This is a genomic window from Allobosea sp. 10L417 (assembly GCF_056395485.1).
Window position 1 is genome coordinate 137,007 of sequence record NZ_JBFTJP010000011.1, and the last position, 23,763, is coordinate 160,769.

21 protein-coding genes are annotated in these 23,763 nt (G+C 66.5%); 5 read left to right on the forward strand and 16 right to left on the reverse strand.

Going from position 1 to position 23,763, the window contains the following annotated elements:
• Positions 1-174: 174 nt before the first annotated feature.
• The gene (locus AC1DE3_RS23165) at positions 175-444 is read left to right on the forward strand and encodes a hypothetical protein (protein WP_441513686.1); all 270 of its coding nucleotides are present in this window, start codon (positions 175-177) and stop codon (positions 442-444) included.
• Positions 441-1,898 carry a methyl-accepting chemotaxis protein gene (locus tag AC1DE3_RS23170; protein WP_441513687.1) on the forward strand — a complete coding sequence of 486 codons (1,458 nt, stop codon included), beginning with the start codon at positions 441-443 and terminating at the stop codon, positions 1,896-1,898. The genes AC1DE3_RS23165 and AC1DE3_RS23170 overlap by 4 nt, the downstream gene beginning before the upstream one ends.
• On the opposite strand, the gene AC1DE3_RS23175 is transcribed toward AC1DE3_RS23170, so the two are convergent.
• From AC1DE3_RS23175 to AC1DE3_RS23200, 6 genes are all read right to left on the reverse strand, one after another.
• Positions 1,899-3,116 (reverse strand): phosphopentomutase, encoded by a 1,218-nt coding sequence (locus AC1DE3_RS23175; RefSeq protein WP_441513688.1) that lies wholly within the window; start codon positions 3,114-3,116, stop codon positions 1,899-1,901.
• Between the two features lie 2 nt (positions 3,117-3,118).
• Positions 3,119-4,747: an ABC transporter ATP-binding protein gene (locus tag AC1DE3_RS23180; RefSeq protein ID WP_441513689.1), complete on the reverse strand. Its 1,629-nt coding sequence runs from the start codon at positions 4,745-4,747 to the stop codon at positions 3,119-3,121.
• Positions 4,744-5,919 (reverse strand): ABC transporter permease, encoded by a 1,176-nt coding sequence (locus tag AC1DE3_RS23185; RefSeq protein WP_441513690.1) that lies wholly within the window; start codon positions 5,917-5,919, stop codon positions 4,744-4,746. The genes AC1DE3_RS23180 and AC1DE3_RS23185 overlap by 4 nt, the downstream gene beginning before the upstream one ends.
• 2 nt (positions 5,920-5,921) lie before the next feature.
• Positions 5,922-7,007, reverse strand: a complete 1,086-nt coding sequence (locus AC1DE3_RS23190; RefSeq protein ID WP_441513691.1) for a microcin C ABC transporter permease YejB — start codon at positions 7,005-7,007, stop codon at positions 5,922-5,924.
• Between the two features lie 7 nt (positions 7,008-7,014).
• The gene (locus AC1DE3_RS23195; protein WP_476852806.1) at positions 7,015-8,883 is read right to left on the reverse strand and encodes an extracellular solute-binding protein; all 1,869 of its coding nucleotides are present in this window, start codon (positions 8,881-8,883) and stop codon (positions 7,015-7,017) included.
• 188 nt (positions 8,884-9,071) lie between these two features.
• The gene (locus tag AC1DE3_RS23200) at positions 9,072-9,614 is read right to left on the reverse strand and encodes a c-type cytochrome (RefSeq protein ID WP_441513693.1); all 543 of its coding nucleotides are present in this window, start codon (positions 9,612-9,614) and stop codon (positions 9,072-9,074) included.
• A gap of 202 nt (positions 9,615-9,816) precedes the next feature.
• On the opposite strand from AC1DE3_RS23200, the gene AC1DE3_RS23205 reads away from it, so the two are divergent.
• Together AC1DE3_RS23205 and AC1DE3_RS23210 are read left to right on the forward strand one after the other, a co-directional pair.
• On the forward strand, positions 9,817-10,551 hold the full coding sequence (locus tag AC1DE3_RS23205; RefSeq protein WP_441513694.1) for a 3-deoxy-manno-octulosonate cytidylyltransferase: 735 nt from the start codon (positions 9,817-9,819) through the stop codon (positions 10,549-10,551).
• Positions 10,552-10,631: 80 nt separating this feature from the next.
• Complete coding sequence (locus tag AC1DE3_RS23210; protein WP_441513695.1) at positions 10,632-11,486, forward strand: prephenate dehydratase; 855 nt, start codon at positions 10,632-10,634, stop codon at positions 11,484-11,486.
• Between the two features lie 39 nt (positions 11,487-11,525).
• Here AC1DE3_RS23210 and AC1DE3_RS23215 read toward each other — a convergent pair whose 3' ends face one another.
• From AC1DE3_RS23215 to AC1DE3_RS23245, 7 genes are all read right to left on the reverse strand, one after another.
• A complete protein-coding gene (locus AC1DE3_RS23215; protein WP_441513718.1) occupies positions 11,526-11,753 on the reverse strand; it encodes a helix-turn-helix domain-containing protein in 228 nt (75 codons plus the stop codon).
• Between the two features lie 90 nt (positions 11,754-11,843).
• The gene (gene hpxZ / locus AC1DE3_RS23220) at positions 11,844-12,248 is read right to left on the reverse strand and encodes an oxalurate catabolism protein HpxZ (RefSeq protein WP_441513696.1); all 405 of its coding nucleotides are present in this window, start codon (positions 12,246-12,248) and stop codon (positions 11,844-11,846) included.
• Entirely contained in the window at positions 12,245-13,417 is a 1,173-nt protein-coding gene (locus AC1DE3_RS23225) for an amidase (protein WP_441513697.1), read from the reverse strand. Before AC1DE3_RS23225 ends, hpxZ begins: the two co-directional genes overlap by 4 nt.
• Positions 13,418-13,472: 55 nt before the next feature.
• The gene (gene nudC, locus AC1DE3_RS23230; RefSeq protein WP_441513698.1) at positions 13,473-14,429 is read right to left on the reverse strand and encodes an NAD(+) diphosphatase; all 957 of its coding nucleotides are present in this window, start codon (positions 14,427-14,429) and stop codon (positions 13,473-13,475) included.
• Between the two features lie 43 nt (positions 14,430-14,472).
• Positions 14,473-15,360 (reverse strand): 3-hydroxyisobutyrate dehydrogenase, encoded by an 888-nt coding sequence (gene mmsB, locus AC1DE3_RS23235; RefSeq protein ID WP_441513699.1) that lies wholly within the window; start codon positions 15,358-15,360, stop codon positions 14,473-14,475.
• 117 nt (positions 15,361-15,477) lie between these two features.
• Complete coding sequence (locus tag AC1DE3_RS23240; protein WP_441513700.1) at positions 15,478-16,632, reverse strand: isobutyryl-CoA dehydrogenase; 1,155 nt, start codon at positions 16,630-16,632, stop codon at positions 15,478-15,480.
• Between the two features lie 222 nt (positions 16,633-16,854).
• Entirely contained in the window at positions 16,855-18,351 is a 1,497-nt protein-coding gene (locus AC1DE3_RS23245; protein WP_441513701.1) for a CoA-acylating methylmalonate-semialdehyde dehydrogenase, read from the reverse strand.
• Between the two features lie 123 nt (positions 18,352-18,474).
• Here AC1DE3_RS23245 and AC1DE3_RS23250 point away from each other — a divergent pair, with 123 nt between their 5' ends.
• Complete coding sequence (locus AC1DE3_RS23250; RefSeq protein ID WP_441513702.1) at positions 18,475-19,404, forward strand: LysR family transcriptional regulator; 930 nt, start codon at positions 18,475-18,477, stop codon at positions 19,402-19,404.
• Between the two features lie 196 nt (positions 19,405-19,600).
• Here AC1DE3_RS23250 and AC1DE3_RS23255 read toward each other — a convergent pair whose 3' ends face one another.
• From AC1DE3_RS23255 to AC1DE3_RS23265, 3 genes are all read right to left on the reverse strand, one after another.
• Entirely contained in the window at positions 19,601-20,926 is a 1,326-nt protein-coding gene (locus AC1DE3_RS23255; protein WP_476852807.1) for a GGDEF domain-containing response regulator, read from the reverse strand.
• A gap of 75 nt (positions 20,927-21,001) precedes the next feature.
• Positions 21,002-22,600, reverse strand: a complete 1,599-nt coding sequence (locus tag AC1DE3_RS23260; RefSeq protein WP_476852808.1) for an ABC transporter permease — start codon at positions 22,598-22,600, stop codon at positions 21,002-21,004.
• Between the two features lie 30 nt (positions 22,601-22,630).
• The gene (locus tag AC1DE3_RS23265; RefSeq protein ID WP_441510726.1) at positions 22,631-23,611 is read right to left on the reverse strand and encodes an ABC transporter substrate-binding protein; all 981 of its coding nucleotides are present in this window, start codon (positions 23,609-23,611) and stop codon (positions 22,631-22,633) included.
• Positions 23,612-23,763: the final 152 nt, after the last annotated feature.

A 23,763-nucleotide genomic window follows, 5' to 3' on the forward strand; every position in this document is an offset into this window, starting at 1 on the left:
TAAGTGAAATTTTACGCAGTTCCGCTTGGGTTCCGGCGAGCGGCCGTCTCACATTGGTTCCAGCCTATGCCTTCAGTCCCCGTCCCGGAGCCTTGCGCGTCGCGCGAGGATAGGCTGTCGTTTTCCGGTGGCCTCGCGGTTGTCTGCCTTTGCCTGATCGTCAGCGTCGGAGCCATGGCAAGCCTGCCGCGCGCGCAGGACGGCAAAGTGCCCGGGGCGATCGTCTTTCCGCCCTGGGTCAGTGCGGCCGAAGCGATTTCCCTCAGCCTTGCGACGGGTCATCGCGTCCTGCGCAGCGGGCGGCTGCCTTCGATCGTCGTGGTCGCGCCCACGGCCCCGGCCGATGTTGCGGCCGCGCTCCCGCCGGGCGCCTGGTTCTCGCTTGTTCTGACAGGCCTGGCCGGCTGCCTCGATGCCTCCGCCGCGATGGAACCCTCGCGATGATATGGTCGCTTTCCACCGTTCGCCGCAGGGTAGCGCAGGTCCTGCTCGCGCTCGGATTCCTGCATGTGCCGCTTCTCGCGCTGGCTTTCTGGGCCCATGACGAGACCGGGCTCGTTTCCGTCGCGGTAGCGGCTTTGGCCGCTCTTCTGGCGCTGGCGTGCTACCGCCTGAACGGGCCGGCGATCGTGACCCAGCTCGTCATCGCGACGATGTTGATCGGGCAGGTCTCGATGCTGGTCTTCAGCTTTGCCGGCAATTCCTGGCAGCCGGACATGCATATGTACTATTTCGCGATCCTGGCTTTGCTCGCAGGGTTCTGCGACTGGCGGCCGATCGTGTTGGGCGCCTTGCTGACGGCGCTGCATCATCTCGTCCTGCAATATGTCTTGCCGGCTGCGGTGTTCTATCAGGGCGGCAGCTTGCTCAGGGTTCTGCTGCATGCAGTGATCGTCGTCATCGAAACGTCCTTCCTTGCTATGTTGGCGGTGATCCTGCAGCGCATGTTCACGATGAACGAGGCGAATCTCGCGCGGGCCGAAGCTGTGGCCGAGCGCGAGCGCGTCGCAGGCGAGAAGGAACGCAATCTGGCGGAAGAGCTGGGTCGCCGGGCCGGAAAACTGCGCGATGTCGTATCTGGTTTTCATGTCCAGATGGAGCAGGCCATGGCGGTGCTCGATCATTCCGCTGTCGCGATGAAGACCGAGGCCGGCGCCTTGACCAGCACCTCCGATCAGGTACGGCGGCAGACCGCGCTGGTTTCCGCCTCGGCGGCGGGTACGATGGAGAGCATCGAGCATCTCTCGGCGGCGAGCACGGAGCTCGTCGCCTCGATCGGCGAGATCGGCCGCAACGCCGGCCATTCCGCCGATGGCGCGAAATCGGCCGCCTCGCTGGCGCGCCATGCCAGTGCGGAAATCGAGAATCTCGCGCATAGCAGCGAGAATGTCGGCGCCGTGGTCGAGATCATTCGCGGCATCGCGGCACAAACCAGCATGCTCGCGCTCAATGCTACGATCGAGGCGGCGCGTGCCGGAGAGATGGGGCGCGGTTTCGCAGTCGTCGCCAGCGAGGTGAAGACGCTCTCTTCCCAGACCGCGAAGGCGACCGACGAGATCTCGCACCAGATCGGCGCGATGCAGCAGGCTTCACAGCGTTCGCTCAAGGCCATCCGCGAGATCGTCGAGTCGATCGGCGAGGTCGAGAGCGTCGCCGATGCGATCGCGCTTTCCGTCGGCGAGCAAAGCCGGGCAACCGCCGAAATCGCGCATCAGGTGCGGCTGTCCTTCCAGGGAGCACAGCAAAGCGCCGACGTCGCCGGCGGCTTCGAGGTCATGACGCAACAGACCCATGGCGCCGCTCAGCAGCTTCAGGGTGCCGCGAACGTGCTGGCTCAGCAGGCGCAGGATATCCGCCGCGAGGTCGCGAGCTTCTGCAATCGGGTCGCCGCTGCCTGACTACCAGTGGCGGCCGGGCCCGACCGGTCCGACGCCGAGGAAGACGCCAAGGCTCGCCGCGATATCGGCGAAGCTTTCGCGCCGACCGAGCGGCTCCGGCGCGATACCTGGCCCGAAGGCGAGGATCGGCACGTGCTCGCGGGTATGGTCGGTGCCGGGCCAGCTCGGATCGTTGCCGTGGTCGGCTGTGATGACGGCGATGTCGCCCGGCCTCAGCGCGGCTTCGATATGGGGCAGAAGCCGGTCGAAGGCTTCCAGCGCCGCCGCATAGCCCGGAATGTCGCGCCGATGGCCGTATTCGGTGTCGAAATCGACGAGGTTCACGAAACAGAAGCCGCCATCGTGCAGCCCGTCCCAGGCTTCGAGCGCCGCCTCGACCATGGCCGCATTGCCGAAGGGCTTGATCTCGGTGCCGGTAGCGCGATGGGCGAAGATGTCGCCGATCTTGCCGATGGTGACGACCGTGCGACCCTGCGCCGTCAGTCGATCGAGAAGTGTCTCATCCGGCGGCGGGATGGCGAAGTCCTTGCGGTTGCCCGTGCGGGTGAAGCCCTCTTCCGGCGAGCCGATGAAGGGCCGCGCGATCACGCGCCCGATCCGCAGCGGATCGACGAGACCGCGCACGACCTTGCAGAGCGCATAGAGCCGGTCGAGCCCGAAATGCTCCTCGTGCGCCGCGATCTGGAGAACGGAATCGACCGAAGTGTAGCAGATCGGCTTGCCCGTCCGGATATGCTCGGCTCCAAGCTCCTCGATGATCACCGTGCCAGAGGCGTGCTTGCTGCCGAGGATGCCGGGCAGCGCGCCTTCCTTGACGATGCCGGCGATCAGCTCCGGCGGAAAGGAGTTCTCAAGGTCTGTGAAATAGCCCCATTGGAACGGCACAGGGCAACCGGCGATCTCCCAATGGCCGGACGGCGTGTCCTTGCCCTGGCTGACCTCGACGCCATAGCCCCAGCGGCCCTCCGGTCGCGCCGGCTTGGCGGCGCCGGCGAGCGGGCGGCCGGTCGAAGCTTCGCAGGCATGAGCGAGGCCGAGCCTCACGAGGTTCGGCAGCTGCAATGGACCGCTGCGCAGTCCTTCGCGGTCGCCCCGCCCGTCCGCGCAGGCTTCGGCGATATGGCCGAGCGTATCGGAGCCGGCATCGCCATAGACGGCTGCATCGGCCGCGCCGCCGCAGCCGACCGAATCCAGCACGATCAGGAGGGCACGAGCCATGGTCAGTCCCTCACCGAGCCGCCATTGGCGGTATCGAGGTTGAGCGCGGCCGCCAGCAGCGCCTGCGTATAGGCCTCGCGCGGCTGGGCGAAGATCGCCTCTGCCGGGCCTTCCTCGACCACCTTGCCGTTCTGCATCACCACCACCCGATGCGACAGCGCCCGCACGACCTTGAGGTCGTGGCTGATGAAGAGATAGCCCAGTTTGCGCCTAGTTTGCAGGCCGCGCAGCAATTCGACGATCTGAGCCTGCACGGACATGTCGAGTGCCGAGGTCGGCTCGTCTAACACCACGAATTTCGGATCGAGCGCCATGGCCCGCGCAATGGCGATGCGCTGGCGCTGGCCGCCGGAGAACTCGTGCGGATAGCGGTCCATCGCCGCCGGATCCAAGCCCACATCGGCGAGCGCCTGCGCCACGATCTCGCGGCGGCGCTGATAGGTGAGGTCGGGTTGCTGGATGGCGAGCCCCTCAGCGACGATCTCCGCCACCGACATGCGCGGCGAGAGCGAGCCGTAGGGGTCCTGGAAGACGACCTGGAGGTTCTTGCGCTTCGGCCGCACCTGCTCGCTTGAGAGCCCGTCGATGCGGTCGCCGAGGAAGACGATCGGCCCCTCAGAGGCGATCAGTCGGAGGATCGCCAGCCCCAGTGTGGTCTTCCCCGAGCCGGATTCCCCGACGATGCCCAGCGTCTCACCCTCGCGGACCTTTACCGAGATGCCGTCGACCGCCTTCACATGGCCGGTCACGCGGCGCAGCATGCCGGACTTGATCGGGAACCAGACCTTGACCGGCCCGGCTTCGAGCAGCGTCGCAGCGTCCGTCGGGACAGGGGAGGGGCGTCCCTTCGGCTCTGCGGCGAGCAGGCGCTTGGTATAGTCGTGCTGCGGATTGGCGAAGATCTCGCTGACCGGTCCCTGCTCGACGATCTTGCCCTTCAGCATCACGCAGACCCGGTCGGCGATGCGGCGGACGATGCCGAGATCATGGGTGATGAACAGCATCGCCATGCCCAGCCGTGCCTGAAGCTCCTTGAGCAGCTTCAGGATCTGGGCCTGCACGGTGACGTCGAGCGCCGTGGTCGGCTCGTCGGCGATCAGCAACTCCGGCTCGTTGGCGAGCGCCATCGCGATCATCACGCGCTGGCGCTGGCCGCCGGAGAGCTGGTGCGGATAGGCGTCCAGCCGGCTCCGCGCGTCGCGGATGCCGACCAGTTCCAGCAGCTCCAGGGTGCGGGCGCGGGCCTTCTCTCCGCGTAAGCCCTTGTGCAGTTCGAGGATCTCGCCGATCTGGCGCTCGATGCTGTGCAGCGGGTTGAGCGAGGTCATCGGCTCCTGGAACACCATCGTGATGTCGTTGCCGCGCACCTTGCGCATCGCGTCTTCGTCGGCGGCGATCAGGTCCTGTCCGTTGAACAGCACCTTGCCCGAGGGGTGATGCGCCGCCGGATAGTTCAGGAGCTTCAGGATCGACAGGGCCGAGACCGACTTGCCGGAGCCGGATTCCCCGACCAGCGCCAGCGTCTCGCCCTTGGCGATAGAGAAGGAGACATGATCGACCGCGAGCGTCTCCCGCCCGCCCTGGCGAAAGGCGACAGAGAGGTCCTCGACGGAGAGAAGCGGCGCGCTCATGCGAAGGTCTTCCGCGGGTCGAAGGCGTCGCGCACGGCTTCGCCGATGAAGATCAGCAGCGACAGCATCAGTGCGATCACCATGAAGCCGGAGAGGCCGAGCCAGGGCGCCTGAAGGTTCGCCTTGCCTTGTGCCAGCAGCTCGCCCAGCGAAGGGGAGCCCGGCGGCAGGCCGAAGCCGAGGAAGTCGAGCGAGGTCAGGGTGGTGATCGAGCCGTTGAGGATGAAGGGCAGGAAGGTCAGCGTAGCGACCATGGCGTTGGGCAGCAGGTGGCGCCACATGATGGTGCGGTTGGAGAGTCCGAGTGCGCGCGCCGCCCGTACATATTCGAAATTGCGCGCCCGCAGGAACTCGGCGCGCACGACGCCGACCAGGGCGACCCAGGAGAACAGCAGGAGGATGCCGAGCAGCACGAAGAAGCCGGGCGTGATGATCGCGGCCACGATGATCAGCAAATAGAGCGCGGGTATCGAGGTCCAGATCTCGATCAGGCGCTGGAAGATCAGGTCGGTCCAGCCGCCGAAATAGCCCTGTATCGCGCCTGCCGCGATGCCGATCACCGACGAGAAGGCACAGAGAATGAGGCCGAACAGCACGGAGATGCGGAAGCCGTAGATCAGCCGCGCGACCACGTCCCGGCCCTGATCGTCGGTGCCGAGCCAGTTCCATTCGAGGTCGCGGCAAGTTGAACCGCCATTGCGCTCCGCGATCGGCTTGCATTGCTCGTCCTTGAGCATCCAGGTCGGCGGGGCCGGGGCGGGCACCGGCAGGTCGAGATTATGCGTGCGGTAGGAGTAGCGGATCGGCGGCCAGATCGCGAAGCCGTTGGCCGCGATCTCCTTGGCGATGACCGGGTCGCGATAGTCGGTGGTGGCGAGGAAGCCGCCGAACTTCTCTTCGGGATAGTTCACCGCGATGGGGAACAGCCATTCGTCCTTGTAGCGCACGACGAGCGGCCGGTCGTTGGCGATGAACTCGGCGACGAGCGAGAGCAGGAACAGGGCGAGGAAGAGCCAGAGCGACCACCAGCCCCGCCTGTTCGCCTTGAAGTTGTTGAGCCGGCGCCGGTTGATCGGCGAGAGCTTGAGCCAGCCCTGCGTCGCCTCGGCCGGCGCGAGCGGGATGTCGCTGCGCAGGGCCGGGGGCGGGGCGTCGATCAGCGTGTCGCTCATGCTCACGCCTCCCGGCTCTCGAAATCGATGCGGGGATCGACCCAGCTATAGGTCAGGTCGGTGATCAGATGCACGACGAGGCCGATCAGCGAGAAGATGTAGAGATTGGCGAAGACGACGGGATAGTCGCGGTTGACGATCGCCTCGAAGGACAGCAGCCCAAGCCCGTCGAGCGAGAAGATCGTCTCGATCAGGAGCGCACCGGCGAAAAGCGCATGCACGAAGGCACCGGGGAAGCCGGCGATCACGATCAGCATCGCATTGCGGAAGACATGGCCGTAGAGCACGCCGCGCTCGCTGAGGCCCTTCATCCGCGCGGTCAGGACGTATTGCTTCCTGATCTCGTCGAGGAATGAGTTCTTGGTCAGTAGCGTCGAGGTGGCGAAGGCACCGAGCGCCATCGCCAGAACCGGCAGCGTGATGTGCCAGAGATAGTCCGTCACCTTCCCGAAGAGGCTGAGCTCCCCCCAGTTGTCGGAGGTGAGGCCCCTGAGCGGGAAGATCTGCCAGAAGGAGCCGCCGGCGAAGAGCACGATCAGGAGGATCGCGAAGAGGAAGCTCGGAATGGCATAGCCGACGATGACGACGGCGCTCGTCCAGGTGTCGAAGCGCGAGCCTTCCTTCACGGCCTTGCGGATGCCGAGCGGGATCGAGATCGCATAGGAGAGCAGGGTCATCCACAGGCCGAGCGTGATCGAGACCGGCAGCTTCTCCTTGATCAGCTGCAGTACGGGGGCATCGCGAAAATAGCTGCGGCCGAAATCGAAGCGGGCATAGTCGCCGAGCATCTTCAGGAAGCGCTCATGCGCCGGCTTGTCGAAGCCGAACTGCTTTTCCAACTCCTTGATGAAGGCGGGGTCGAGCCCCTGCGCTCCGCGATAGGCTGATGCCTCGCTTTGCGCGCCGGCATCGCCCATCTGGCCGCCGCCGACACGATCGGCCGCGCCGCTGTTGGGGTTCTGGAGCTGAGAGATCACGCGCTCGACCGGCCCGCCCGGCGCGAATTGCACGATGACGAAGGAGACGAACAGGATGCCGAACAGCGTTGGCACCATCAGCGCGAGGCGCCGGACGATATAGCTCAGCATGCCCGCGTCACGCCTTTCCGATCCGCTTGGCCTTCTCGGGATCGTACCACCAGATCGCCGGCGCGCCGGAGGAGAATTTCGGCTTGGTCGCCGGCCGGTCGTACATGTCCCAATAGGCCAGCCATTCCTCGTCGTTCCACCACATCGGAATCCAGTAGCGCCCCGCCCGCAGCAGCCGGTCGAGGCATTTGGCGGTGACGACGACCTCGGCATAGCTCTTGGCCTGGCCGACCTTCTCGATCATCGCGTCGATGGCGGGGTCGCTGATGCCGGCGGCATTGCGCGAGCCTCTGGTCTTCGCCGCTTCCGAGCCATAGACGATGCTGAGCGTGTCGCTGGGGATCGCGCCGCCTGAAAGCGCCCGGCTGATGATGTCGAAATCGAACTCGTCGAGGCGGCGCTGATACTGCGCGGGATCGACGAGGCGCGAGGTGGCGTTGATGCCGAGCCGCTTGAGATTGGCCYGGAAGGGCTGCGTATGCGGCTGCAGCGCCGGGGAGGAGTCGAGGAACTCGATCTCGAAGGGCTGGCCGTTCGGCAGCTTCAGCACATTGCCGTCGCGCTTGCAGCCGGCGGCGCGCAGCATTTCGTCGGCCTTGCGCAGCAGGTTGCGATCGCTGCCCGAGCCATCCGAGACCGGCGGCAGGAAGGGCTCGCCGAAGACCTCGTTCGGCACCTTGCCCCGCCAGGGCTCGAGCAGCGCCAACTCCTCCGGCGAGGGCTTGCCGACCGCCTTGGAATCCGAATTCTCGAAATAGGACGTCATGCGCTCATAGGAGCCGAACATGATGGTCTTGCGCGTCCATTCGAAGTCGAAGGCGAGGCCGAGCGCCTCGCGGATGCGCGGATCGGCGAATTTCTCGCGCCGCGTATTGTAGATCCAGCCCTGCGAGCCGACGGGCTCGGTTTTCGGCAGGGCCTCCTTCTTGACCTTGCCTTCATGGACTGCCGGGAAGTCGTAGCCCGTGGCCCAGATGCGCGAGGTGAATTCCTCCTGGAAGGTGATGGCCCCTGCCTTGAAGGCCTCGAAAGCCACTTGCCGGTCGCGGAAATACTCCCAGCGCACCCGGTCGAAATTGTTGGTGCCGATATTGACCGGCAGATCCTTGCCCCAATAGTCCGGTACGCGTTCGAATTCGATGAAGCGGCCCTGCTCGAAGCGCCCGACCTTGTAGGCGCCCGAGCCCAGCGGTGGCTCCAGGGTCGAGGCTGTGAAATCCCGCGTCGACCAGTATTTCTCGGAGAAGACCGGCAGGCCGGCGACGACGAGGTGCAGGTCGCGTCCGCGCTTCGGCGAGAGCGTCACCACGAGGATGTCGTCACCCTCGGCTTGCGACGAGGCGAGCTCGTTGAGCAGGAGCCGGTAAGACGGATGGCCCTTGGCCTTCAGGATATTCATCGAGAAGGCGGCATCGCGCGCCGTGACGCGTGAGCCGTCATGGAAGCGCGCTTCCGGCCGCAGGCGAAAGCGATAGGTCAGCTTGTCCGGCGATACTGCGACGCTCTTGGCCAGCAGCCCGTAGAGCGAGCCGGGCTCGTCGCCCGAGCCCGCCATCAGGCTGTCGAAGCAGGCATCCATGCCAGCCGCGCCATCGCCTTGCAGCACGAAGGTGTTGAGCGTGTTGAAGGTGTCGAAGCTCTGGTTTCCGCCTGCGCGCTTGATCTGGACGGTGAGCAGGCCACCCTTCGGCGCCTTGGGGTTCACATAGGCGAAATGCGGAAAATCGGGCGGCAGGGCGAGCTCGCCGAAAGTCGAAAGCCCGTGCGATTCGGCGTCCTGCGCCAGCGCCGCTCCGGAAAGGCCGGGCAGGGCGCCCGCGACCGCAGCAGTGCCTGCGGCTTCCAGCAATCTGCGGCGTGTGATGCGCATCGCCATCGTTTCGCGTCTCCGTCTGATTCGCCGTTGTCCTATCTCGCCTGAGCCGAGGGTTACGGCAATGGTCGGCAAGAGCCGGCATTAGCCGGATTGTGCGGGCAAGCCGAAGGCGGGAGCAAGGCGAGGGCCAAACAAAAAGCCGGGCAAAAGCCCGGCTTGTCGTAGCGAATGGTCGCAGCTCCCGCCGATCAGGGCTTCGGCAGCGGCTGCGGCGAATCCGCCAGCGAATTCAGATAGGCGACGACGTCGGCGCGGGTCTCGGGCTTGCTGATGCCGGCGAAGGCCATGGCGGTGCCGGGCACGTAAGCCTTCGGGTTCTTCAGGAAGTGGTCGAGCGCGTCGGCGTCCCAGTTCTTGTCGTTGCGGCCCTTCATCGCGGCCGAATAGCCGAAGCCCTCGACGGAGCCCTCGTTGCGGCCGAAGACGCCGAAGAGATGCGGGCCGACCTTGTTGGCGCCGCCCTTCTCGAAGGTGTGGCAGGCCTTGCAGGCGCCGGTGGCCTTCTCGCCCTTGGCCGGGTCGGCCTTGACGAGGCGAACGGCGATCGGCTCCTCAGCGGCGGCTGCAGGGGCGCCACCACCCGCGGCGGCCGGCTCCTCGCTCGGCAGATCGAAGCCCGGAACGGCCGGCTTCTTCGGCGCGAAGACGATGCCCGCCGCCATGTTGAGGCTCATCACGACAAGCAGCGTGGAAAGAACCGCGCCGGCGATCTTGTTGGCTTCGATATTCATCGTATCCGAACCTTGGTGCCCTCCGCGGCCGAGGCCCGGGAGACGAGTAGCGCATAGCCGGAGTCTCGAAAGCCTCCAGCCTCCGCCGTTGCTTAACCGCTTTGCGCGCTTCATTGCAACTCGTATAAGCACGCTCCGCTTTGAGACTTTTTGACGCCGTCCGCCGCAACCAGCAGCCTCCCTGTCGAGCCCGCCCACAAACATGTCGAATCCGCTGATCCTGATCCCCGCCCGCATGCAGGCAATGCGCTTGCCCGGCAAGCCGCTCGCCGACATCAACGGCGAGCCGATGATCGTGCATGTCTGGCGCCGGGCTATCGAATCCGGCGCCGGCGACGTCGCCGTGGCGACGGATGCGCCCGAGATCGCCGCCGCCGTCGAGGCGGCCGGGGGCAAGGCGGTGATGACCAGCGCCGGCCACCAGACCGGCTCGGACCGCATCAAGGAAGCCGCGGATATCCTCGACCCGCAGCGGCGCTACGACATCATCGTCAACGTGCAGGGCGATTTCCCGACGCTGGAACCCTCGGCCATCGCCGCGGCGGTGAAGCCGCTCGCCGATCCGGCTGTGGATATCGCGACGCTTGCAGGCGTGATCACCGACGAGGAAGAGAAGGTCGCGCCGAGCGTGGTGAAGCTGATCGGCAGCGAGATCGCGCCGGGCCACATGCGTGCGCTTTACTTTACGCGCGCTACCGCGCCGGCAGGAGAGGGGCCGCTCTATCACCATGTCGGCCTCTACGCCTATCGCCGTGCCGCACTCGATCGCTTCGTCAGCCTGCCGCAATCGCCGCTGGAACTGCGTGAGAAGCTCGAGCAGCTGCGCGCGCTCGAGGACGGCATGCGCATCGACGTCATGGTCATCGACCATGTGCCGCGCGGCGTCGACACGCCCCCCGATCTCGATCGCGCCCGCGCGATCCTGAAGTCCCGCTAAGGCCGTTCCAGCAAGACCGCATCGCGGCTTTGCGTTCGGAATTGCGTCAAAACAAGAAGCTGAGGAGCCTGAGAGTCCCCATGTCCTTCGTCGTGTCCTACCAGGGTGAGCCCGGAGCCTTCTCCTCGCAGGCGGCTCTCCAGGTGTTTCCGGACTGCGAGCTTCTGCCTTGCGCTACCTTCGAGGATGCTCTCGCCGCTGTGAGCGACGGCAAGGCGCGCTACGGCATGATCCCGATCGACAATTCGATCGCAGGCCGGGTCGCCGATATCCATCACCTGCTGCCGCGTTCCGGCCTGCACATCATCGGCGAGCATTTCCTGCCGATCCGCTTCCATCTGATGGGCGTCGAGGGCGCGACGCTGGCGACGGTGAAGACCGTACAGAGCCATATCCACGCGCTCGGTCAGTGCCGCAAGATCATCCGCAAGCTCGGCCTCAAGGCCGAGGTTGCGGCCGACACCGCCGGCTCCGCCCGGCAGGTCGCCGAGGCCAAGGACCTGACCCGCGCGGCGATCGCCCCCCGCATCGCGGCGGATGTCTACGGCCTCAACATCCTGATGGAGGATATCGAGGACGAGAAGCACAACACCACCCGCTTCGTCGTGCTTTCGAAATATCCGGAATATGCCCGCCAGGGCGCGGGCAAGACCGTGACGACGCTGATGTTCCGCGTCCGCAACATCCCGGCCGCGCTCTACAAGGCGATGGGCGGCTTCGCCACCAACGGCATCAACATGACCAAGCTGGAAAGCTACATGGTCGACGGCCTGTTCTCGGCGACGATGTTCTATGCCGATGTCGAGGGCCATCCCGACGACCCGGCGCTGAGGCGCGCGCTCGACGAACTCACCTTCTTCTCCAAGGAGATGAAGATCATGGGCGTCTATCCCGCCAGCGAGTTTCGCTCCACCATCGAGGAACCGGCGGAGTAGGAAACGCTGGTCGGCGAGCCCCCCGCTTTCGCCGGGGGCTCACGAAACCGAGCCCTGGGGCGGCTCCGGCACCTCGTAGCCCTCCGCCCCATAGCTGTTGATCTTGTTGCGCAGTGTGCGGATCGCGATGCCGAGCAGATTGGCGGCATGCGTGCGATTGCCGCCGGTTTCCCGCAACGTGGCGAGAATCAGGTCGCGTTCGACATCGGCGACAGGCAGACCGACGAGCTGCTCCACGGCGGCGTGCTCAGGATCGAGGTCGTGCATGGTCACGGTCCTTTCCGAGCCCCCCAAAGCCCCAGGACCATGCAAGGGGGCGCCCTTGATGGTTAAGGAGTGGTAAAGACGGGCGCCACTTTACCAGGGGCGCGGGCCCTCCATCGTCGAGACATGGGCCGAGACGACCTTCCAGCCGAGATCGGGAAAACGCACCCAGGTCTGGCTCTGGCGGCCGATGATTTCGCGCCCGCGCACCTTGAACTCGAGGTTGACCGTGGCCAGGTCGCGGCCCAGCGTCAGAATCTCCAGCCGGATCCGCTTTTCCTTGATGCCCGGTCCCGGCGGCCGCGCGACGCGGTGGCCGTGGATCTCCTCGAAGCCGTAGCCGTTCTCGCCGAGCGCGTAGCGGATGGTGTAGGGGCTGTTCCAGAAGGAGGCGTCGAGCACGTCGACGTCCTTGTCGATGAGAGCCTGTTCGTAGCGCTCGAACAATGCGCTGATCTCGGCGACGATTTCGGGCCGGTTCGGGGTCAGGTCAGTCACGAGGCTGCTTCCATGGCTTGGGCGACGGCGATCAGGCTGGCATCGGTGCCGCGCCCGCCGATGATCGAGAGACCGATGGGAGCGCCATCCACCGTCGCGCCGGGGATGCTCACCTGCGGCGAGCCGGTGAGTCCGCCCTGGGCGCAGAGACAGGTGATGCGGTCGCGCATCGGCTGCAGCTGCGGTATCGACAGGCCGCGCAGCGGCGCCGGGAATGGCGTCGTCGGCAGGCAGAGGATCGTGCCGGGCGGCAGCAGATAGCGCAGCCGCGCCCGCGCTTCTTCGCGCATCAGCGCCGCCCAGTTTTGCTCGCTCATCGACACCTGCGAGCCGGCGAGCAGCCCGGCCGCGACGCTGAAGGCCATGCGCGGATTGTGCCGCTCGATCCAGGGCTTGAAGGTCTGCCAGGCTTCGACCGGCTGCAGGCTGCGCTGCGCCCGCGCCCAGACCGAAAGCCCCTGCGGCGCCATGATCTCCTCGCGCGCCGGCCCGATGATCCGCTCAAGCTTCCGGAGCATCGGACGCAGCGCCTCGGCCACCTGAGGATCGGCGAAGCCGAAGGCATCGACGGCGAGCAGGAGCTTCGTCGGTAGCGGTCCGGGCGCTTCGCCCAGCATGACGCTGCTCACCCGCGCGAAGGTCCCGGCATCGCGCGCGAACCAGCCCGCCGTATCCGAGCCGGGCGCCTGCGGCATCAACCCGGTCAGGTCCAGCCGGCCATGCGTCGGCCGGATGCCGTAGAGCCCGCAGAAGCTCGACGGCACCCGCACCGAGCCGCCCGTGTCGGTTCCGAGCGCGGTGTCGCACAGGCCTGCCGCGACCGCGGCGGCCGAGCCCGAGGAGGAGCCGCCCGGCACGCGCTCGGGCGCAGCGCTGTTCGTCGGCGTGCCGTCGAACGCGTTTTCGCCGAGGATGCCGAGCGAGACCTCGTCGGTGATGGTCTTGCCGACGAAATCCGCCCCTGCATCCAGCAGCGCCTGCACCGCCCAGGCATGGCGTGTCGGAATGGGGTTCGCCTTGGCCCAGTCGTGATTGCCGCCGCCGGTCGGCAGCCCGGCGACGTCGAACAGATCCTTGACTGCAAAGGTCAGTCCGGACAGCGGGCCGCCGGAATCGCCGGCAATGCGGGCGCGCGGCCCGGCTACGAAGGCGTTGACCGGGTCCGTCATCCAAGGCTCCGCAAAGGCTGTTCGTCAGTCGAGATGGCGCAGGGCCCGCAGCGTGTCAGATCCGCTCGCCTTCGAGCGCCCAGGCCCGCACCAGCGTGTTGGCGATGGCGATATGCTGCGGGCAGGCGAGGCCGTCGGGATGTGCGCCGTCCAGCATCTGCAGCACCTCTTCGCGCGGGAACCAGCGCCCGGCTTCGAGCTCGGTCATATCGAGGGTGATCTCGTCGCCGAGCGCCTCGGCGATGCAGCCGACCATGATCGAGGAGGGGAAAGGCCAGGGCTGCGAGGCGAGGTAGCGGACCTTGCCGACACGCAGGCCGGCCTCCTCCCAGCTCTCGCGGCGCACGGCATCCTCCAGCGTTTCGCCCGGCTCGACGAAGCCGGCGATGCAGGAATACATGCCCGGTGCGAAGCGGGCCTGCCGTGCCAGCAGGCAGTTCTCGCCGCGTGTGACCAGCATGATCACGACGGGGTCGGTGCGCGGGAAATGCATCGCGCCGCAGGCGGTGCATTCACGCCGCCAGCCCGCAGCCCCGGCGACGGCCGGCCCGCCGCATTGTGCGCAGAAGCGGTGGCGGGCGTGCCAGTCGAGCACGGCCTTGGCTTCGCCGAGCGGCCCGACCTCCTCCTCCGGCACCATGCGCTTCAGCGCGACCGAGCGAAGATCGGTCAGGAGCAGCTCGGCCCGCTCCTTCAGCGGCTCGATCAGGGCCTTGTCGAGCAGGCGGGCGAAGCGCGGCGCGCCGTCCTCTGCCATGCCAAGGAAGATTTCCTCGGCGGCGGGGCCGAGCATTTCGGTCTCACCATGCGTGAACCAGACCGAAAGCGCCTCGCCCTCGAGCCGCTTCAGGACGGGTGTTTCGCCGGCCACCGCCACGATCCGTGTGTCGGAGCGGTGACGCAGCGCCGTCACCGCATCATGCTTGCTGCGCAGATCCTCGCGCCGGTCGAGCCGATTGATCGCGAACCCGGTGAGGGCGGAGCGTTCGCGGCGGAGCGGGGCGTCGTTCATGTCTTGGGTCTAGACCCGCGGCACCCTGCCGCGCAAGCGCCTCTCAGGCCTCTCCGCGGCCGCGGAGTAGATGGATGATCCCAGAGAAATCCGTGCCGCCTTCGCCCCAGGCGTTGTGCAGGCCGAAGAGCTGGGCGGCCGCCGCGCCGAGCGGGGTCGAGGCCCCGGCCGCCTGCGCGGCTTCCTGCGCCAGCTTCAGATCCTTCAGCATCAGCGCCGAGGCGAAGCCGGGCTTGTAGTCGTTGTTGGCGGGCGAGGTCGGCACTGGGCCCGGCACCGGGCAATAGGTCGTCAGCGACCAGCACTGGCCCGACGAGGTCGAGGCCACGTCGAACAGCGCCTGATGCGACAGGCCGAGCTTCTCCGCCAGCACGAAGGCCTCGGAGACGCCGATCATCGAGATGCCCAAGATCATGTTGTTGCAGATCTTGGCGGCCTGTCCGTTTCCGGCGCCGCCACAATGCACGATCTTGCGGCCCATTTTGGCGAGGATCGGCTCGCCCTTGTCGAAAGCGTCGGTCGCGCCGCCGACCATGAAGGTCAGCGTTGCGCCCTTGGCGCCGCCGGTGCCGCCAGAGACGGGAGCGTCCAGCGAGAGGCAGCCGTGCTCGGCCGCCAGCGCATGCGCCTTGCGCGCGCTTTCGACATCGATGGTCGAGGAATCGATCAGCAGCGTGCCGGGCTTCACCACCGGCAGGATGTCGGCCCAGACCGAGAGCACATGCTTGCCGGCCGGCAGCATGGTCACCACGATCTCCGCATCGGCCACGGCGTCCTTTGCCGAGCCGGAGATTCCGACGCCGAGCTCGGCGGCGGCATTGCGCGAGGCCTCGACCAGATCGAAGGCTTTGACGCTGTGCCCGGCCTTGACGAGGTTCCCGGCCATGGGGCCACCCATATTGCCGAGGCCGATGAAGGCGATGTTGGTCATGGTCGTTCTCTCCCTTCGCTCGTCGTCATGGTCGGCCTTGAGCCGACCATCTCGGAAACCAGTTCTGGTCACGAGATCCTCGGGTTTGCGCTTCTCTCCCGAGAATGACGTTTTCTCTCAATTGCCCTTCGCCCGGCCGACCAGCCCGCGCGCCACGATCATCCGCATCACCTCGTTGGTGCCTTCGAGGATCTGGTGGACGCGCAGGTCGCGGACGATCTTCTCGATGCCGTAATCGGCCAGGTAGCCATAGCCGCCATGGATCTGCAGGGCATCGTTCGCTACTTCGAAGCCGGTATCGGTGGCGACGCGTTTGGCCATGGCGCAGAGCTTGGTCGCGTCCGGCGTCTTGGCGTCGAGCGCAGCCGCGGCGCGCCAGAGGAAGCTGCGGGCCGCCTCCAGCTCCGTCGCCATGTCGGCGAGCTTGAACTGCAGCGCCTGGAAATCGGCGATGGCCGAGCCGAAAGCCCTGCGCTCCCTGGCATAGCTCAGCGCCTTGTCGAGTGCTCCCTGAGCGCCGCCGATCGAGCAGGCGCCGATATTGAGCCGCCCGCCATCGAGCCCGGCCATGGCGATCTTGAAGCCGATGCCCTCCGGGCCGAGCCGGTTGGCCACCGGCACGCGGCAGTTCTCGAAGATCACGGCGCGCGTCGGCTGGGCGTTCCAGCCCATCTTCTTCTCATTGGCGCCGAAGGAGAGGCCGGGCGTGTCCTTCTCGACCACGATGGTCGAGATGCCCGAAGGGCCGGATTCGCCGGTCCGCGCCATCACGACATAAACGTCGGAGACCCCGGCGCCCGAGATGAACTGCTTCTGGCCGTCAAGGACGTAATGGTCGCCGTCCAGCACAGCCTTGGTCTTCAGAGCGGCGGCGTCGGAGCCGGCGCCGGGCTCGGTCAGGCAATAGCTGGCGAGATGCTCCATGGTGCAGAGCTTCGGCAGGAAGCGCTGGCGCTGCTCGTCCGAACCGTAGCGGTCGATCATCCAGGCGCACATATTGTGGATCGAGATATAGGCCGCGACCGTCGGGCAGCCGGTCGAGAGCGCCTCGAAGATCAGCGCCGCATCGAGCCGCGAGAGGCCGGAGCCGCCGACATCCTCCTGAATGTAGATGCCGCCCATGCCGAGTGCGGCGGCCGCGCGCATCTCCTCGACCGGGAAATGCTTCTCCTCGTCCCAGCGCGCGGCATGGGGCGCCAGCGTCTCGGCGGCGAACTCCTGGGCCATGTCGCGGATGGCGACCTGGTCTTCGGTGAGAGCAAAGGCGTTCAAGGCTGGCCCTCCTGATCAGTGAGATAGTCCCGACGCATCATCGCGCGCAATCACGACGAAAGGCCGGGCCTGTTCGCGTCGGATCGGAGCGAGGAAGGGCTGTCGGCGGATCGCGATGCGCCGGCAGCATTGATGGCGGGCCTGCTCGCGCGAAGGTAGGCGGGGAGCGAGGTTGCGGTGATCCGCAGCATTCGCTCCATCGCCCCCTCCGCCGGCCGTGCGTCAGTTCATCGTCGGGATGACGAAGCTGGCGCCGTCCTTGATGCCGCTCGGCCAGCGCGCGGTCACCGTCTTGGTCTTGGTGTAGAAGCGGATCGAATCCGGGCCGTGCTGGTTGAGGTCCCCGAAGGCGGAGCGCTTCCAGCCGCCGAAGGTGTAGTAGGCGAGCGGCACCGGGATCGGCACGTTGATGCCGACCATGCCGACCTGCACCTTCGAGGCGAAGTCGCGCGCGGCATCGCCGTCGCGGGTATAGATCGCGGTACCGTTGCCGTATTCGTGGTCGTTGGTGAGCTTCAGCGCCTCGTCATAGCTGTCGGCGCGGACGACCGAGAGTACCGGCCCGAAGATCTCTTCCTTGTAGATCCGCATGTCCTTGGTGACGTTGTCGAACAGGCAGCCGCCGACATAGAAGCCGTTCTCATAGCCCTGCATCTTGAAGCCGCGTCCGTCGACGGCAAGCGTCGCGCCTTCCTGCACGCCGATGTCGACATAGGACTTGATCTTCTCCATCGCCGCCTTGGTGACGACCGGGCCGTAATCGGCCGTGAGATCGGTCGAGGGGCCGACCTTGAGGCTCTCGACGCGCGGGATCAGGCGCTTCACCAGCTCGTCGGCGGTGGCCTTGCCCACGGGAACCGCGACCGAGATCGCCATGCAGCGCTCGCCGGCCGAGCCGTAGCCGGCGCCGATCAGTGCGTCGACCGCCTGGTCCATGTCGGCGTCGGGCATGATGACCATGTGGTTCTTGGCGCCGCCGAAGCACTGCACCCGCTTACCGTTCGCGCAGCCGCGAGCGTAGATGTATTCGGCGATCGGCGTCGAGCCGACGAAGCCGACGGCCTTGATTTCGGGATGGTCGAGGATGGCGTCGACCGCCTCCTTGTCGCCGTTGACGACGTTGAGGATGCCGGGAGGCCCGCCCGCCTCGACGAAGAGCTCGGCCAGGCGCATCGGCACGCCGGGATCGCGCTCCGAAGGCTTCAGGATGAAGGCATTGCCGCAGGCGATGGCGGGGCCGAGCTTCCAGAGCGGAATCATCGCGGGGAAATTGAACGGCGTGATGCCGGCGACGACGCCGAGCGGCTGGCGCAGCGAGTAGATGTCGATGCCGGGGCCGGCGCCGTCGGTGAATTCGCCCTTCATCAGGCTGGGAACGCCGAGCGAATACTCGACGACCTCGACACCGCGCTGGATGTCGCCCTTGGCGTCGGGAATGGTCTTGCCGTGCTCGCGGGCGAGCAGCTCGGCGAGCTCGTCATTGTTCTGGGCGATGAGGTCGAGGAACTTCATCAGCACGCGGGCGCGGCGCTGCGGGTTGACCGCGGCCCATTTCGGCTGCGCCTCGGCGGCGTTCCTGACGGCAGCATCGAGCTCGGTGGCGGAAGCGAGCGCGACCTTGCCGATCACGCTGCCATCCATCGGCTGAAAGATGTCGGAGCTGCGCCCCGAGGTGCCGGCGACCTGCTTGCCGCCGATGAAATGTCCAACCTGACGCATGGCGCCCTCCCTACGAATTGCTGGTGTCGTGATCTTGCTGACTCACTACCATTCTCGTTTGCGCACGACTATAGCGATAGTGGAACGTAGGTCGTGCGAAAACACAAATACAGGGAGGGCGCCTTGGAGCGATTCGACTGGGACGATCTGCGCTTCTTTCTCGCCGTGGCGCGCTCGGGGCGCCTGACGGCAGCGGCCCGCCGGCTTGGAGCGGATCATGCCACGGTCTCGCGCCGCATCACCTCGCTGGAGGAGGCGCTCAAGGCCAAGCTCTTCGAGCGCCGGCCGCAAGGCTACACTCTGACCGCTCACGGCGAGCGCCTGCTCGCCAAGGCCGAGAGCATGGAGACCGAGGCGCTCGCGATCCAGAGCGATATCGGCGGCGCCGACATGGCCTTGTCCGGCACGGTCCGGATCGGTGCGCCCGATGGCTTCGGCACCGCCTTCCTGGCGCCACGGCTGGCAACCTTCGCGAAATCCTATCCCGGGCTGGAGATCCAGCTGATCGCCATGCCTCGCCTGCTTTCGCTGTCGAAGCGCGAGGCCGACGTCGCGATCACGCTGGCCCCGCCCAAGGAGGGCAAGGTCGTCGCTCGCAAGCTCTCCGACTATCGTCTCGGCCTCTACGCCTCGCCGGAATACCTGGCGTCGATGCCGCCGGTGACCGCACCGGAGGATCTCTTCGAGCACCGTATCATCGGCTATATCGACGACCTGATCTTCTCGCCCGAGCTCGACTATCTCGACGAGGTCGCCAAGGGCCTGCGCGCCCATGTCCAGAGTTCCAGTGTCATCGCGCAGATGAATGCCGTGGTGGCGGGCGCCGGCATCGGCGTGATCCATCATTTCATGGCGGAGGGCGAACCGCGTCTCGTGCCGGTGCTGCCGGCGACTGTGCAGATCACGCGCTCCTTCTGGCTGCTCGTCCACGCCGATCTGAAGGATGTCGCTCGCGTACGCGCCATCGTCGACTTCATCGTGCGCGAGGCGAAAACGTCGCGGACGTTGCTGATGGGCGAGCAACGCGTGGAACACCGCGCAGCCGCCGAATAGCGGGCGCGGGGAGCCGCACGGATTTTTCAGTGGTCGTCCGACGGCACGAGAGGCCGGCCGCAGCGGTAGGCGTCGCGGAAACGATCGGACGCGATCAATTCGGCCAGAGCCGGCAAGCTCCTTCGCGACACCGGGCGCGAGGGCTGCCGGCGCGTCGTTACGCCGCCTGAAGCGAACGATCCTTCACCGGGTCGCCTTATTGAGAGGCGGTCGGCCTGGGCTCGCAAGCGTCGGCGCAGACCCGGTTCCGGCCGTTCTGCTTGGCGAGATAGAGCGCCCGGTCCGCCACGCAGAGACAGGCGTCCAGCTCGTCCCCGGCACCGATCTGGGCCACACCGAGCGAAACCGTCAGGGCGAGTGTTTCGTTGTCGACGACGAGGGGCTCGCGAGCGATGGCCTCCCGGATATCGTCGCAGAGCCGGGTGGCCTCGGCGAGCTCCGCGCCCGGGAAGAGAATGGCGAATTCCTCGCCGCCGATGCGGGCAAGCAGGTTGAAGCCGCGCTCGGCGGAGGCGCTCAGGCCACGTGCCACGGTTGCCAGCGCCCTGTCGCCGCCATCATGGCCGTAGCGGTCGTTCAGGCGCTTGAAATGGTCGATGTCGAGGATGGCGATCGAGACAGGCAGGCCCATCTCGCGCGCCTCGTCCACCAGCGTCCGGCCGCGCTCGAAGAAATGACGGCGATTGAACAGGCCGGTCAGGAAGTCGCGCGCGGCAAGGTCCTGCAACTGCCTCAGCTGCGTCAGCGTCTCGACATTGGAGGCGATGCGGCACTGCAATTCCTCGAGCACGAAGGGGCGCGAGACGAAATCATGGGCGCCTGCCTTCAGGAAGCCGGCGGAGGTCTTGCGGTCGGTCGAGGACGAGATGCCGAGAAGCCGCACATGCGGATGGAGGCGCCGGATGCGGCGCGCCAATTCGAAGCCGTCCATATCGGGCATGTAGTAGTCGCTGACCACGAGCTGGATGTCCGGATTGGCTTCCAGGATCGTCAGTGCCTCCTGTCCGGAGCCGGCCTCGACCACCGCATATTGCTGGATCGCGAGCATCCGGGCCAGCACCTTGCGGGTCGTGCGTGTGTCGTCGACGACGAGGATGCGGGTGTTTCGGTTGTTCAGCGCCCTTTTGACCGTGTTGACGAGATTGGGAAGGGCAAGTTCGTTGTCTTTCAGGACGTAGTCGATCACCTCCCGCTCCATGATCCGCCCGCGCGTGGTGAGATCGAAGGTGGCGGTGAAGACGACCGAGGGAATGCCGTGGGTGACCGTCCAGTCGAGCGCCTCGCCGCGGGGGGCATCGGGCAGGTTGAGATCGACGACCGCGATCGCGTAGGCAGCGGGGGCTGCGACGATGATCTCGCTGAGCTCCTTGAGCGAGCCGCAGGTCGTGACGGGCAACCCGGTCTCCGCTTCGAGAAACTGACGTAGCGCGAGCGAGAAGGTCCGGGAGTCCTCGATGACGAGAATCCTGCGGTCGTCGATGGTCGGATCTTGTCTGGACTGAAGCACCGGAAGAGCACCCATGCTTCATCTAGGGCGTCCTCAAGTTTAATTTTCCGTCACGGCCAGGCTGCGACTGCGTTGCCCTGCCGCGGTGTCCTAGAGGCGCCAGGGCAGGATGTTTTGGGGCAAGTGCCGCCCGAGCAGGTCGAGGGTCAGCATCGCGATCAGGATGATGGCGGAGGCGCTGACGGCGACGGCCGCCGCTTCGCCGGCGAGACCCGCCTCCTTGAGGCTGAACAGCACGACGCCGAGCGTCTCCGTGCCGGAGGACCAAAGCAACGCCGAGACGGTCAGTTCGTTGAAGGCGACGAGGAAGACCATGAGCGCCGAGACGGCCGCTGCGGGGGCCAGGATCGGCGCCACGATGAAGCGCAGCATCTGCCAGAGACTGGCGCCGTCGAGCTTCGCCGCCTCCTCGTGATGCGCCTCGATCTGGGCCATGGCTGCGACCGGCGCCTTCAGCGCCAGCGGCAGGAAGCGCGCGAGATAGGCGAAGAGGATGATGAAGGGCGTGCCGTAGATGCTCACGCCGATCAGCGGCAATGGCTTCAGGAAGATCAGGATGCAGGCGATGGCGAGGACCACGCCCGGCAGCGCATAGGGCAGTTCGATCATGAGTTCGATCGGGCGCCTGAGCTTGCCCATTCGCCGTTCCAGCGCATAGGCGAAAGCGATTGCGACGAAGGCCAGGATCACGGCGGCCGCGCCGGCGAAGAGCAGCGAATTGCGGAAGGCGCGAATCGTCACGGCCTGCCTGAACAGTACCTCGCTGAATTTGTCGAAGGTCAGCGTCTGCCAGGACAGCGCGACGCCGAGCGCCGGCGTCAGGGCCTCGCTGAGCAAGGCGAGCAGCGGCAGGCCCAGTTTCAGCGCCAGCAGCAGCCAGAGTCCGGCCGCAACGAAGGGCCGGGCGGCACCGAGGTGCCAGAACGGTTCCAGCGGGCGCTCGATCTCGACCTTGCCGCGCTGGCGGCGGGCGACCAGCGCGCCCGCGACGATGCCGAGCGCCGCCACGACGCCGACCAGCACGGCGAGCGCCGCCGTCTCGCCGAGGCTCGACGGGACGACGATCCGCGCCGTGATGGTGGCGTTCGAGGCACCCTCCATCTGCGCGGCCTCGATCAACGATTGCGGGATGCTACGCAACCCCGTCCAGAGCGTGATCGCGACCAGCGGCGCATGGTGCAGGGCCATCACCAGGATGATGCCACCACGGCCAAGCAGCGGATTCGGCGTGCCGGGCGCAGGCGCGAGGCCGATCAGCGACAGGATCTGCGAATTCGGCGCGAGCAGGCTGAGGAAAGCGAGCGCGGCCACCTGCGGCGCGATCATCATCGAGAAGACGAAGAAGAAGGCGAGGGGGCGCTTGCCGCGCACATCGGTGACGCCGAGCGCCAGCGCGACGATGCCCCCGACCAAAAGAGCGCCGAGAGCGGAGAGGCAGGCGGTTTCCAGCGTATGCCAGGTCGCTGCGACGGCGGATCGGCTCGCCATCTCGGCGAAGGCGGCGTCCGGCGCGAATTGCCAGCCGGGAGCGAAGGCCGCCACGACGAGCCGGAAAAAGGGCAGCCCGCCGAGCAGCAGCGCGACCGCAACGACGAGTGCCGGCAGGCCGAGGCCGTCCGGCAGCTGCAGCAGAGGCGGGGCCGCAAGCGCGGGCTCCCGCTTCGTGTTTTGGTCGATGGCCAGCGTCATGGCGCCGGCGCCCTTAGCATGGAAGCGACCTTACTCGAAGATCGAGCTGAAGCGCTTGCGCGCCGCGGCTTCGTCGGCGAGCGCCTTGGCGGCGTCGAACGACATCAGCTTGATCGCGCTGCGGGCGGGATAGCCGGCCGGGAGGGCGACATCGGGATGGGCCGCGACATAGCCCTGCTTCAGCGCGAGCTCCTGGCCGTCCTTCGACAGCAGGAAGTCGATGAAGGCCTTGGCGGCCTCTGGATTCTTCGTGCTCTTCAGGATCGCGACCGGCTCGCTGACGGCGGAGACCCCCTCGCTCGGGAACACGAACTCGACCGGCGCGCCCTTGGCCTTCTCGCGGATCGGCATGAAGTCGACGATCATGCCGTAGAGCTTCTCGCCGGTGGCGACCTGGCGCAGGATATCGCCATTGGCGCCGGCGGCCAGCGTGCCGTTCTCCTTCAGCTTCTCATAGAAGCTCCAGCCGTCCTTCAGGTTGCTCGTCAGCGTGATCGTGTGGATCAGCGCCGCGCCGGAGTTCAGCGGGCTCGGCATGGCCAGCTGGTTTTTGGCTTCCGGCTTGGCGAGATCCGCCCAGCTCGTCGGCTTCATCGCCGCCTTGGTGTTGTAGACGATGCCGGTGGTGATCAGCTTCGTCGCGAACCACATCTTCTTGGGATCATGGACGCCGGCCGGATAGGCGGAGACATCTGCCTTGTCGTGGGCGAGCAGCCGATCGTCCTTCTTGAGGCCTTCCATCGTCACCGAATCGGCGATGAGGAGTACGTCGGCCTGCGGGGCGCCGGCCTCGAACTCGGCCTTGAGCTTCGCCATGATGCGCGGCGTTCCGTCGCGGACGAAGGTCACGTCGACCTTCGGGTATTTCGCCTTGAAAGCGTCGATCGTCTGCTGGGCGTCGGTGTTCGGCTGGCTGGTGTAGAGCACGAGCTTGCCTTCGGCCGCGAGCGCGCCGGATGCGGTGGCAAGGCCGGCCGCAATGATGAAGGCGTTCAAGGCCTTGCGCTGCATGGAACTCTCCGTCTCTGAATCGCGATTGCGAGATGGCGTTGCGCGTAGACTGTACAGATGACGGTTCGGTGAAAGCGGACCGCAAGTGGGCGCGCGGACCCGCCTGGATCGGAATTAAAAATACTATTTGGAGACCGGCGGGCCGGCTTGTT

Coding starts and splice junctions, on each gene's coding strand:
- AC1DE3_RS23165 (WP_441513686.1), top strand. CDS start 175: ATGGCAAGCCTGCCGCGCGCGCAGGACGGCAAAGTGCCCGGGGCGATC.
- AC1DE3_RS23170 (WP_441513687.1), top strand. CDS start 441: ATGATATGGTCGCTTTCCACCGTTCGCCGCAGGGTAGCGCAGGTCCTG.
- AC1DE3_RS23175 (WP_441513688.1), bottom strand. CDS start 3,116: ATGGCTCGTGCCCTCCTGATCGTGCTGGATTCGGTCGGCTGCGGCGGC.
- AC1DE3_RS23180 (WP_441513689.1), bottom strand. CDS start 4,747: ATGAGCGCGCCGCTTCTCTCCGTCGAGGACCTCTCTGTCGCCTTTCGC.
- AC1DE3_RS23185 (WP_441513690.1), bottom strand. CDS start 5,919: ATGAGCGACACGCTGATCGACGCCCCGCCCCCGGCCCTGCGCAGCGAC.
- AC1DE3_RS23190 (WP_441513691.1), bottom strand. CDS start 7,007: ATGCTGAGCTATATCGTCCGGCGCCTCGCGCTGATGGTGCCAACGCTG.
- AC1DE3_RS23200 (WP_441513693.1), bottom strand. CDS start 9,614: ATGAATATCGAAGCCAACAAGATCGCCGGCGCGGTTCTTTCCACGCTG.
- AC1DE3_RS23205 (WP_441513694.1), top strand. CDS start 9,817: ATGTCGAATCCGCTGATCCTGATCCCCGCCCGCATGCAGGCAATGCGC.
- AC1DE3_RS23210 (WP_441513695.1), top strand. CDS start 10,632: ATGTCCTTCGTCGTGTCCTACCAGGGTGAGCCCGGAGCCTTCTCCTCG.
- AC1DE3_RS23215 (WP_441513718.1), bottom strand. CDS start 11,753: ATGCACGACCTCGATCCTGAGCACGCCGCCGTGGAGCAGCTCGTCGGT.
- AC1DE3_RS23225 (WP_441513697.1), bottom strand. CDS start 13,417: ATGACGGACCCGGTCAACGCCTTCGTAGCCGGGCCGCGCGCCCGCATT.
- nudC (WP_441513698.1), bottom strand. CDS start 14,429: ATGAACGACGCCCCGCTCCGCCGCGAACGCTCCGCCCTCACCGGGTTC.
- mmsB (WP_441513699.1), bottom strand. CDS start 15,360: ATGACCAACATCGCCTTCATCGGCCTCGGCAATATGGGTGGCCCCATG.
- AC1DE3_RS23245 (WP_441513701.1), bottom strand. CDS start 18,351: ATGCGTCAGGTTGGACATTTCATCGGCGGCAAGCAGGTCGCCGGCACC.
- AC1DE3_RS23255 (WP_476852807.1), bottom strand. CDS start 20,926: ATGGGTGCTCTTCCGGTGCTTCAGTCCAGACAAGATCCGACCATCGAC.
- AC1DE3_RS23260 (WP_476852808.1), bottom strand. CDS start 22,600: ATGACGCTGGCCATCGACCAAAACACGAAGCGGGAGCCCGCGCTTGCG.
- AC1DE3_RS23265 (WP_441510726.1), bottom strand. CDS start 23,611: ATGCAGCGCAAGGCCTTGAACGCCTTCATCATTGCGGCCGGCCTTGCC.